Genomic DNA, 10292 nt, shown 5'->3' on the forward strand with positions numbered 1-10292 from the left:
GTGCGCGCGGCTGCGGGCCGGTGGGGGCTTGTCGCGCAGTTCCCCGCGCCCCTGACGGGGCGCGCCCACGCGGCGGAGCCGCGCAATGTCACAGCCCCGCGCCCCTAAAGGGGCGCAGCCCCTGTTACGACTGGTCGCCCGGCTTGTCCGGGCGGAGGGAGCGGAGGAATTCGGGGTTGTCGTCCGGGGCGACCCAGCGCTGGCCCGGTTCCGCGGGGGCGACGCGGGCCCGTCGCCGACGCCCCGCCACCACCCACGCCACGGGGCCCACCAGCACGCCGCCGAAGAGCAGGATGACGATCACCCACCCGATCTTCGGCAGGCCCCGCACCTCTTCCTCCGGCGTGTTGAGGCAGTCGATGAAGGCGTAGATCCACAACCCCAGGACCAGCAGAGTCGGCAGATACCTGAGCATGTGGCGGGCTCCCCCGGGTGCGGTGTTGCGGGCCGAAGTCGGCCCCCGTGACCGCTCCAGGGTAGTCCGTGCTCGATACTGGAACGTATGGCTTATGACGATCTTCGCTCGTTCCTCCGGGCACTGGAGCGCGACGGCGACCTCAAGCGCATCAAGGCCGAGGTGGACCCGCACCTGGAGATCGGGGAGATCGTCGACAGGGTGAACAAGGCCGGTGGGCCCGCCCTGCTCTTCGAGAACGTCAAGGGCGCGGCCATGCCGCTGGCCATGAACGTCTTCGGCACCGACCGCCGTCTGCTCAAGGGTCTGGGCCTGAAGTCCTACGAGGAGATCAGCGAGAAGATCGGCGGCCTGCTCAAGCCGGAGCTGCCGCACGGCTTCGTCGGCTTCCGCGAGGCCTTCGGCAAGCTGGGCGCGATGGCGCACGTCCCGCCGCGGAAGGTGAAGGAGGCCCCCGTCCAGGAAGTCGTCCTCACCGGCGACGACGTCGACCTCGACATGCTGCCCGCGCTCTTCACCTGGCCCGAGGACGGCGGCTCCTTCTTCAACCTGGGCCTCACCCACACCAAGCACCCCGAGACCGGCGTCCGCAACCTCGGCCTCTACCGCCTCCAGCGGCACGACAAGCGCACCATCGGGATGCACTGGCAGATCCACAAGGACAGCCGCAACCACTATCAGGTGGCCGCGCGGCGCGGCGAGCGGCTGCCCGTCGCCATCGCCTTCGGCTGCCCGCCCGCCGTCACCTACGCCTCGACCGCGCCGCTGCCCGGCGACATCGACGAGTACCTCTTCGCGGGCTTCATCTCGGGCAAGCGCATCGAGATGGTCGACTGCAAGACCGTCCCGCTCCAGGTCCCGGCCAACGCCGAGGTCGTCATCGAGGGCTGGCTGGAGCCGGGGAAGATGCTCCCGGAGGGCCCCTTCGGCGACCACACCGGTTTCTACACGCCGCAGGAGGACTTCCCGGCGCTCACCATCGACTGCGTGACGATGCGGCGGCGCCCGCTGCTCCAGTCGATCGTCGTCGGCCGCCCGCCGACCGAGGACGGCCCGCTGGGCCGTGCCACGGAGCGTTTCTTCCTCCCGCTGCTGAAGATCGTCGTGCCGGACATCGTGGACTACCACCTGCCGGAGGCGGGCGGCTTCCACAACTGCGCGATCGTCTCGATCGACAAGAAGTACCCCAAGCACGCGCAGAAGGTCATGCACGCCATCTGGGGCGCGCACATGATGTCGCTGACCAAGCTGATCATCGTGGTGGACGCGGACTGCGACGTGCACGACCTGCACGAGGTCGCCTGGCGCGCCCTCGGCAACACCGACTACGCCCGCGACCTCACCGTCGTCGAGGGCCCGGTCGACCACCTCGACCACGCCTCCTACCAGCAGTTCTGGGGCGGCAAGGCGGGCATCGACGCGACCGCGAAGTGGCCCGAGGAGGGCTACACACGCGACGGCGGCTGGCCGCACATGGTCGAGTCGGACCCGGAAGTTGCCATTCGGGTGACTGAGCGCTGGAAGGAGTACGGGCTGTGAGCGGAGAGGCCATCCTTGGAGGGGGCAGCGCGGAGCCGAATAGTCCCCGCGCGCGCGGGGGTGTTCCGGCGTTCTTGAGGCTCGTCATGATCGAGCACTCGGTCTTCGCGCTGCCCTTCGCCTACATCGCGGCGCTCACCGCGATGTTCCAGGAGTACGGCGACGTCCACTGGGTGCGCCTGTTCCTGGTGACGGTCGCCATGGTCGGTCTGCGGACGTTCGCCATGGCCGCCAACCGCATCATCGACCGGGAGATCGACGCGCGTAACCCCCGTACCGCCGGGCGGGAGCTGGTGACCGGCGCGGTCTCCGTGCGCTCCGCCTGGACCGGTGCGCTGATCGCGCTGGTCTTCTTCCTGGGCGCGGCCGCGCTGCTCAACCCGCTGTGCCTGGCGCTGGCGCCCGTCGCGGTGATCCCGATGGTGCTCTATCCGTACGGCAAGCGCTTCACGAACTTCCCGCACGCGATCCTGGGCCTGGCCCAGGCGATGGGCCCGGTCGGCGCCTGGCTCGCGGTCACCGGGTCGTGGTCCTGGGACGCGGTGATCCTGGGCCTGGCCGTCGGCGTCTGGATCGGCGGCTTCGACCTGATCTTCGCCTGCCAGGACGTCCAGGCGGACCGGGCGCACGGCGTGAAGTCCGTGCCGGCCCGCTTCGGCATCCCGGGCGCGCTGTACGGCGCGCGGGCCTGTCACGCCGTCACCATGGCGCTGTTCGTCTGGTATGCGCTCGCCATCGGGGCCGGTGCCTTCTTCTGGGCCGGGCTCGTGGTCGTCGCGGTCGCGTTCCTGTACGAGCACACGATCGTCAAGCCGCATGACCTGTCCCGCCTGAACCGGGCCTTCTTCACGGTCAACGGCGTGATCGGCATCTGCCTGTTCGTCTTCGCGCTGCTGGACCTGATCCGCGCGGGCCTGACCTGGTAACGGCGCCCCGTAAGGGGCGCGGGGAACTGCGCGACCAGCCCCCACCGGGGCTGCAGCCGCGCGCGGAGCGCAAGACGCACCCCACTAGGCGCACCCCGACCCCCAAGGCGGAGCCGACAACGCGGAGCCGTCGCAGCCCCGGCGGCGGGACGCCGTAGGCTCGGCTCCGTGGAGCCGTACGAAAAGAGAAGCCGCACGCCCTGGGTCGTCGGAGTGTCCGGCGCGTCGGGGACGCCGTACGCGGCCGCCGTCGTGCGCGGCCTCCTGGCCGCCGGTGAGGACGTCGACCTGGTGGTGAGCCGCGCGTCGCGGCTGACGCTGCTGGACGAGACGGGGATCAAGTTCCGGGACGCGCACTGGCGCGAGGACCTGCGCACGTGGCTGGAGCTCGGCGCGGACGGGAAGCCGCACACCTTCGACGTGGATGCCGTGGACGCCAGCGGCGATCGCGTCCGGTACTGGCCGGCAGGCGACCTGGCGGCCGGTCCGTCGTCCGGCTCGTACCCCGTGAAGGGGATGATCGTCGTCCCGGCGAGCACGGCCTGCGTGGCCGGGGTGGCGCTGGGGCTCTCGAAGGATCTGCTCCAGCGGGCCGCGAGCGTGATGCTCAAGGAGCGGCGGAAGCTGGTGGTCGCGGTGCGGGAGACGCCGCTCAGCGGCGTGACGCTCAAGCAGTTGGTGGCGCTCGACGAGGCGGGCGCTGTGGTGCTGCCCGCCTCTCCGGCGTTCTACGCGGGTGCGACGCACATCCAGGATCTGGTGGACTTCGTCGCGGGGCGGGTCCTGGACGCGGCAGGGGTGCCGCACCAGCTGTACCGCCGGTGGAAGGGAGAGCTCGGTGAGGCGCGCTCCCGCTCCGAGGGTTAGCGCTTCTTGGCGCGCGCCCGGGCCGCCTTGGCCTCGGCGCGGCGTTCGGCGGACTGGTGGGCACGCGAGCGGTTGGCGACGTCCTGCAGCTCGCGCATACGGGCGTAGGCCATCTCGATCGTGTACACGGGGAGATCACTCCTGAAGGATCGTCGTTGATCTAGCGAGTCTTGCGAGAAATCACAGGGGCTGAGCCCCTGTATGCCTTAGATTCTACATGCAAAGCGGCGAGTTCGCTTGTTATTTGAAAGGTGCCAGGCAATGGACGCGGTGGACAGGCAGCTCATCCAGGCCCTCCGGGAGAACGGCCGGGCGTCGTACGCGGAGCTGGGCAGGCTCGTGGGCCTCTCCGGCCCGAGCGTCACGGACCGGATCAACCGCCTGGAGGCGGCAGGGGTGATCACCGGCTACCGGGCGACCGTCAACGCCGCCTCGCTCGGCCTCGGCGTCACCGCGCTCATCGGCATCCAGCTCTCCGACGCCGCCGACCACGAGGACGTGGCGCAGCGGCTGCGGGACCTGGAGGAGATCGAGGACTGCTGGTTCATCGCGGGCGACGACTCCTACATGCTCAAGGTCCGCGCCAGCGACGTCGACGGGCTGGAGCGCACGATCCGGCGGCTGTCCAGCACCAAGGGTGTGAGCCGTACGCGCACGACCATCGTGCTCTCCACCAAGTGGGAGAACCGGGTGGGAGAGCTGCCCGAGGAGGCCTGAGGCCCAGGGAGTAGTCTCGACGGGGTTGTGCATCGGATGTATCGGAGAGGGCGGACGCATGGACGCTGGACTCAAGCGTGAGCTCGAGGAGAAGGTCTACGCGGGCGAGCGGCTGACCCGCGAGGACGGCATCGCCCTCTACGAATCCGACGACCTGGCCTGGCTGGGCGGGCTCGCCCACCACGTCCGCACGCGGAAGAACGGCGACGTCGTCCACTTCAACGTCAACCGTCACCTCAACATGACGAACGTGTGCACGGCGTCGTGCGCGTACTGCTCGTTCCAGCGGAAGCCGGGCGAGAAGGACGCGTACACGATGCGCATCGAGGAGGCCGTCCGCCTCGCCAAGGCGATGGAGAACGACAACCTCACCGAGCTGCACATCGTCAACGGTCTGCACCCGAACCTGCCCTGGCGCTACTACCCCCGCTCGCTGAGCGAGCTGAAGAAGGCGCTGCCGAACGTCTCGCTGAAGGCGTTCACCGCGACCGAGATCCACCACTTCGAGACGATCTCGGGGCTGTCGGCCTCCGAGATCCTCGACGAGCTGATCGACGCCGGTCTGGAGTCGCTGACCGGCGGTGGCGCGGAGATCTTCGACTGGGAGGTCAGGCAGCACATCGTCGACCACCGCACCCACTGGGAGGACTGGTCGCGCATCCACCGCCTGGCGCACGAGAAGGGTCTGAAGACCCCGTGCACCATGCTCTACGGGCACATCGAGGAGCCGCGCCACCGCGTGGACCACGTGCTGCGGCTGCGTGAGCTGCAGGACGAGACCGGCGGCTTCCAGGTCTTCATCCCGCTGCGCTACCAGCACGACTTCGTGGACATGCAGGACGGCAAGGTCCGCAACCGGCTCCAGGCCCGCACCACGATGGCCACGGGCGCCGAGGCGCTGAAGACCTTCGCGGTCTCGCGGCTGCTGTTCGACAACGTCCCGCACGTCAAGGTCTTCTGGGTCATGCACGGCGTGCAGACCGCCCAGCTGGCGCTCCAGCACGGCGCGGACGACATGGACGGCTCGGTCGTCGAGTACAAGATCACGCACGATGCCGACAACTACGGCACGCCGAACAAGCTGACGCGTGACGACCTGCTGGAGCTCATCCGGGACGCGGGCTTCCGCCCGGTCGAGCGCAACACGCGCTACGAGGTCATCCGTGAGTACCCCGGCCCGGACGCCTCGCTGCGGGAGTCGCCGCAGCCGATGCGTGTCTGAGGATCTGGCGCGCGTCTGATGTGTGTCTGAGGCGCACCCTTTGGTGAAGTGAGCCCCGGCGGACTCCGGTCCGCCGGGGCTCCGCTTTTCCGAGTTCTTCGAGCGCTATTGCGTCGCTGACGCCTGTAATGCTTGCATGGCGGCCATGACCCTTACCTTCGTGCGTGATCCCGAGCTGACCCCCGTGCTCCGTGCGGAACTGCTCGACCTGTGGGTGGACGTCTCGCAGGCGGGCGGAGCCGTCGGCTTCGTGCCGCCGGTGACGGCCGACGAGGTGCGGCCCATGGCCGACGCGCAGCTCGCCCGGGTCGCCGGGGGCCGGATGCGGATGCTCGGCGCGTACGAGGAGGGGCGGCTCGTCGGCACCACCTTCCTCGGCCTCAACGAGCACCACCTCATGGCGCATTGGTGCACCCTCTTCACGGTGATGATCCACCCCTCCCTCCAGGGCGGCGGGCGTGGCCGCCGACTGCTGGGCGAGGCCGTGGGGATGGCCCGCGACCTGGGCTTCGACGCGCTGCGCCTCGGGGTGCGCGGCGGCATGGGCACTGAGGACTTCTACGCGTCCTGCGGCTTCAAGGAGGTCGGGCGGGTGCCACGGGGCATCCGCGTGGGCCCCGGCGACGAGCGCGACGACATCACGATGTGGCTCCCACTGAACTGATCCTCTTCCGGTCGTGCTTGACTGGAGGACGACCCTTTCGGATGCCGATGAGAAGAAGGTCCCGTCCGTGAGTAGCCAGAAGAGCCAGAAGAGCCAGAGCTTCGCCTCGCTCCGCTACACCGCCCTGCGGTTCGGCCTGCTCGTCGCCTGTTTCGTCGTCGTCTGGGTGCTCTGCTCGCTGCATGCCATCCCGCTCGGTGCGAACAACTCGAACCTCATCTGGATGGTCCTGCTCGCCCTCGTCCTGTCCGCCCCGCTCAGCTGGGTGCTGCTGCGCAAGCAGCGTGACGAGATGTCGGTGCAGATCGCGGAGCGGGTCGACCGGGCCAAGGCCCGCTTCGACGCCAACGCCGGCCAGGAGGACGGGGCGGCCTGAGCAGGCTGTAAGCCTCCTCACATTTCCTCATATTCTCGCGACGCCCTGTCGTGGAGCAGCCCGCTCCACGACAGGGCTTTCGTTTTTTCGTCCCCTCTGTGTGACCTCGTACGATCTCGCTCCCAAAGGAGACCTTTGAGTCTCTCAAAGTCCTGGTGTTAATGTGGTGGGCATGGAGACAGCAGCAGCGCACCGATACGCCGCGAGCCCCGTGCTCGTGGCGCGCCTGCATGTCGATCTTTGCCGCTGTGCCGCCGCGGCTTGTTGTCGCCGCTGACGCGATGTCCCACCGGCCGGAGATCCCGCACGCACGGACCTCCTTGGCGCTCCACGCCCTTTTTCCGACTTTCCGGAGCTTCCGTTGTCATCTGCCCCTGTGCCGTCCCAGGCGTCCCTGCGCGGGCGCATACCCAAGGTCCCGTTCTGGGTCCAGATCCTGCTCGGTCTCGTGCTCGGTGCCCTGCTCGGCTGGGTGGCCAGGAGCGGTGACGTCCACTGGCTGGAGGTCACCCTCGGCAAGATCGGCGACATCTTCGTCCAGCTGCTGATGGTGGTGATCGCGCCGCTGGTGTTCTTCGCCATCCTGGTGTCGATCACCAACCTGCGGAACGTCTCCAACGCAGCCCGGCTGGCGACCCGCACCCTGATGTGGTTCATGATCACGTCGCTGATCGCGGTCACCATCGGCCTGGTCATCGGCCTGCTCACGGACCCGGGCGCGGGCACCGGCCTCACCCCGGCCGACGGCAAGCAGCCCAAGAAGCACGGCTCCTGGCTGGACTTCATCACCGGCATCGTCCCGACCGACGTCATCACGCCGTTCACCAAGCTGGAAGTGCTCCAGATCGTCTTCATGGCGGTCGTCGTGGGCATCGCGATCCTCCAGGTCGGCGCCAAGGCCAAGCCCGTGCTCGTCTTCAGCGAGTCCGTGCTCGAACTGCTCCAGAAGGTGCTCTGGTGGGTCATCCGCCTCGCCCCGCTGGGCAGCCTGGGCCTGGTCGGCACGGCCATCGCCACCTACGGCTGGGACCTGATCGGGAAGTACGCGACCTTCACCGCCGACATCTACGTCGGCTGCGCGATCGTGCTCTTCGTCGTCTACCCGCTGCTGCTCGGCACCGCCGCCAAGGTGAACCCGCTGCAGTTCTTCAAGGGTGCCTGGCCCGCCATTCAGCTCGGCTTCGTCTCCCGCTCCTCCGTGGGCACGATGCCGCTGACGCAGAAGGTGACGGAGCGGCTGGGTGTGCCCAAGGAGTACGCGAGCTTCGCGGTGCCCTTCGGCTCGACGACCAAGATGGACGGCTGCGCCTCCATCTACCCGGCGATCGCCGCGATCTTCGTGGCCCAGGTCTTCGATGTGCAGCTGGACATCCGGGACTACCTCCTGATCGCGTTCGTCTCCGTCGTCGGCTCGGCGGCCACGGCCGGTCTGACCGGCGCCACCGTGATGCTGACCCTGACGCTCTCGACGCTGGGCCTGCCCATGGAGGGCGTGGGCCTGCTGCTGGCCATCGACCCGATCGTGGACATGATGCGCACGGCGACGAACGTGGCGGGCCAGTCGGTGGTCGCGATCATCGTGGCCGCGCGGGAGAAGATCCTCGACCGCGAGGCGTACGACGCGGTGACCGCCTCGCCGCTGGACTCGGCGGAGCCGGTGGGCCCGGTCGAGCAGGCCGCCGTGCCGGTGCCTGCTGCCGCGGGCTGATCCCTTCGGTCTGCCCCCTTCGGTCTGCCCCTTCGGCCTGATCCTGCTGGCCTGATCCTTGCGGTCCGGCTCATTCGGCTGGATCTTCCCTCTGCGGCGTCCCTCCTCCCCGTAACATTACTTGCCGGTAACGTGACGGGGGCGGAGGGACGTTTGTCGTGAATGCTGCACACACCCACGCTGCTCAGGACGCCGACCGGGCCGCGAAGAGACCCAGGGGCCGGATCAAGCGCATGCCGCGCGCGGTGCGCGAGCGCCAGATGCTCGACGCCGCCGTCGAGGTCTTCGCGCGCCGCGGCTACCGCGCGGCCTCGATGGACGAGATAGCCGAACTCGCCGGGGCGTCCAAGCCGCTGGTCTACCTCTATCTGAACTCCAAGGAAGACCTCTTCAGCGCCTGCATCCGGCGCGAGGCGGAGGCGCTCATCGCGGCCGTACGGGCGGGGGTCGACCCGGACGCGCCCGCCGACCGGCGGCTGTGGCACGGACTCCGCGGCTTCTTCGCGCACACGGCCGCGCACCCGGAGGCCTGGGCCGTGCTGCACTGCCAGGCCCGTACGCACGGCGAGCCGTTCGCGCAGGAGGTGGGCGCCCTGCGGCAGGAGCTCGTCGACGTCGTCACCCACCTGATCGTGGCGACGGCCGAGGAGAACGGCGGTGGTGGCTCCGCCCCGCTGCCCTGGCAGGAGGCGTCCGGGCTCGCCCACGCGCTCGTCGGCGCCGCCGAGTCGCTGGCCGGGTGGAGCAACGGCCGTACGGACAAGGTCCCCAGCGAGCGGGACACCGCCGAGACGCTGATGAATTTCGCCTGGGCGGGTCTGGACAACCTGATGAACGGGCGGCGCTGGGCGCCTGCCCGTTCCCAGGTCTCTTCGGTCTCTTCTGTCTCGTCCGTCTCGTAGAGCTTCTTTCTCGGCTCTCAGCTCTCGGTCTTGCGGCGGCGGGCGGCCCAGACGCCCGCCCCGCCGAGGACACCGGCCGCGGCGAGCGCGCCGCCGATCAGGCCGGGGTCGGTGTCCGAGCGCCGCTCCGGCGCCTCGCCCGCGGCGACGCCGCCCTTGGGCAGCTTCTTGCCGTCCGAGGTCTTCGCGGAGGGGTCCTTCTTCGGCATGGCCGTGTCGCGGGCGGCCTCGCCGTTGCGGCTCTTGACGGTGGTCTGAGTGATCTTGCCGGTCTTCGGGTCGAGGGTGACCTTCAGCCCGCCGTCGAGCGTCACGGAGGGCGAGGCGGCGGTGAGCGTGCCGAAGACGAAGCCGTCGGGGCCGGTGACGACGGCCTTGTACGAGCCGTCGGAGAGCTTGGTGACGACGGCGTATTTGCCGTCATTGAGCTTGACGGTGCGCGAGGAGGCCTTGTCCTTGTCCTTCTTCTGGTCCTTGTCGTCGCCCTGCGTCTTCGCCGTCACGTTCGTGCCGTCGAAGTGGACGTAGATGCCGTCGTTGTAGGTCTGGCCCTTCGACAGCACGGCGAAGACCTTGCCGCTGCCGATCTGCTTGAGGTACGCCTTGCCGTCCTTGATCTCGGCCTCCATGCCGCCGCCGATGTCGACGGTCTTGGCGGGCGGCTGTGCGGTGGCGTTCGCGGCGGTCGTGGTGTCGGCGGCGAAGGCGGCGGTCGGCACCGCCACGGCGCCGACGAGGACGCTCGCGGCTATGGCGGTGCGGAGTGCGGTGCGGGTGGTGGTGTTCATGTGGCGCTTCTCCTTACGTCGTGTCTGCGACGCTATGCGTGACGAATGGGGGCAGGTATCGGCAGAACGGGCAAATGGGCCCTGGCCATAAGGACTATGTCGGGGTTCGTCTGCGGGCCGGTGGGGCTTCTCGCGCAGTTCCCCGCGCCCCTGGGTTGGTTGGTGGGC

Annotated in this window: 12 protein-coding genes; 9 read left to right on the forward strand and 3 right to left on the reverse strand. The window is 69.1% G+C overall.

The window, feature by feature from the left end; all coding sequences use genetic code 11:
• Positions 1 to 124: 124 nt before the first annotated feature.
• Positions 125 to 415, reverse strand: coding sequence for a PLDc N-terminal domain-containing protein (locus K6I34_RS22600; protein WP_229328153.1), 291 nt, complete (start codon positions 413 to 415; stop codon positions 125 to 127).
• Between the two features lie 87 nt (positions 416 to 502).
• Here K6I34_RS22600 and K6I34_RS22605 point away from each other — a divergent pair, with 87 nt between their 5' ends.
• From K6I34_RS22605 to K6I34_RS22615, 3 genes are all read left to right on the forward strand, one after another.
• Positions 503 to 1954: a menaquinone biosynthesis decarboxylase gene (locus K6I34_RS22605; RefSeq protein ID WP_229328154.1), complete on the forward strand. Its 1452-nt coding sequence runs from the start codon at positions 503 to 505 to the stop codon at positions 1952 to 1954.
• Positions 1955 to 1965: 11 nt separating this feature from the next.
• Positions 1966 to 2880 carry a menaquinone biosynthesis prenyltransferase MqnP gene (mqnP, locus tag K6I34_RS22610; RefSeq protein WP_308294039.1) on the forward strand — a complete coding sequence of 305 codons (915 nt, stop codon included), beginning with the start codon at positions 1966 to 1968 and terminating at the stop codon, positions 2878 to 2880.
• 168 nt (positions 2881 to 3048) lie between these two features.
• The gene (locus tag K6I34_RS22615) at positions 3049 to 3747 is read left to right on the forward strand and encodes a UbiX family flavin prenyltransferase (RefSeq protein ID WP_229328156.1); all 699 of its coding nucleotides are present in this window, start codon (positions 3049 to 3051) and stop codon (positions 3745 to 3747) included.
• On the opposite strand, the gene K6I34_RS38380 is transcribed toward K6I34_RS22615, so the two are convergent.
• Positions 3744 to 3875 carry a hypothetical protein gene (locus tag K6I34_RS38380; RefSeq protein ID WP_275127131.1) on the reverse strand — a complete coding sequence of 44 codons (132 nt, stop codon included), beginning with the start codon at positions 3873 to 3875 and terminating at the stop codon, positions 3744 to 3746. The genes K6I34_RS22615 and K6I34_RS38380 overlap by 4 nt on opposite strands.
• Positions 3876 to 4008: 133 nt before the next feature.
• On the opposite strand from K6I34_RS38380, the gene K6I34_RS22620 reads away from it, so the two are divergent.
• The 6 genes from K6I34_RS22620 to K6I34_RS22645 all read left to right on the forward strand — a co-directional run bounded on the left by K6I34_RS22620 (position 4009) and on the right by K6I34_RS22645 (position 9336).
• Positions 4009 to 4464: an Lrp/AsnC family transcriptional regulator gene (locus K6I34_RS22620; protein ID WP_229328157.1), complete on the forward strand. Its 456-nt coding sequence runs from the start codon at positions 4009 to 4011 to the stop codon at positions 4462 to 4464.
• A gap of 58 nt (positions 4465 to 4522) precedes the next feature.
• A complete protein-coding gene (mqnE, locus tag K6I34_RS22625) occupies positions 4523 to 5686 on the forward strand; it encodes an aminofutalosine synthase MqnE (RefSeq protein WP_229328158.1) in 1164 nt (387 codons plus the stop codon).
• A 145-nt stretch (positions 5687 to 5831) separates the two neighbouring features.
• Positions 5832 to 6350 carry a GNAT family N-acetyltransferase gene (locus K6I34_RS22630; protein ID WP_229328159.1) on the forward strand — a complete coding sequence of 173 codons (519 nt, stop codon included), beginning with the start codon at positions 5832 to 5834 and terminating at the stop codon, positions 6348 to 6350.
• Positions 6351 to 6417: 67 nt separating this feature from the next.
• Positions 6418 to 6726, forward strand: a complete 309-nt coding sequence (locus K6I34_RS22635; protein WP_229328160.1) for a DUF4229 domain-containing protein — start codon at positions 6418 to 6420, stop codon at positions 6724 to 6726.
• 361 nt (positions 6727 to 7087) lie between these two features.
• Positions 7088 to 8434, forward strand: a complete 1347-nt coding sequence (locus K6I34_RS22640) for a dicarboxylate/amino acid:cation symporter (protein WP_229328161.1) — start codon at positions 7088 to 7090, stop codon at positions 8432 to 8434.
• 233 nt (positions 8435 to 8667) lie between these two features.
• Positions 8668 to 9336: a TetR/AcrR family transcriptional regulator gene (locus K6I34_RS22645; RefSeq protein WP_229328163.1), complete on the forward strand. Its 669-nt coding sequence runs from the start codon at positions 8668 to 8670 to the stop codon at positions 9334 to 9336.
• Between the two features lie 17 nt (positions 9337 to 9353).
• On the opposite strand, the gene K6I34_RS22650 is transcribed toward K6I34_RS22645, so the two are convergent.
• On the reverse strand, positions 9354 to 10124 hold the full coding sequence (locus tag K6I34_RS22650) for a hypothetical protein (protein WP_229328162.1): 771 nt from the start codon (positions 10122 to 10124) through the stop codon (positions 9354 to 9356).
• Positions 10125 to 10292 lie beyond the last annotated feature (168 nt).

The organism is Streptomyces sp. UNOC14_S4 (assembly GCF_020740835.1).
In the GTDB taxonomy this organism is placed as follows: Bacteria; Actinomycetota; Actinomycetes; order Streptomycetales; family Streptomycetaceae; genus Streptomyces.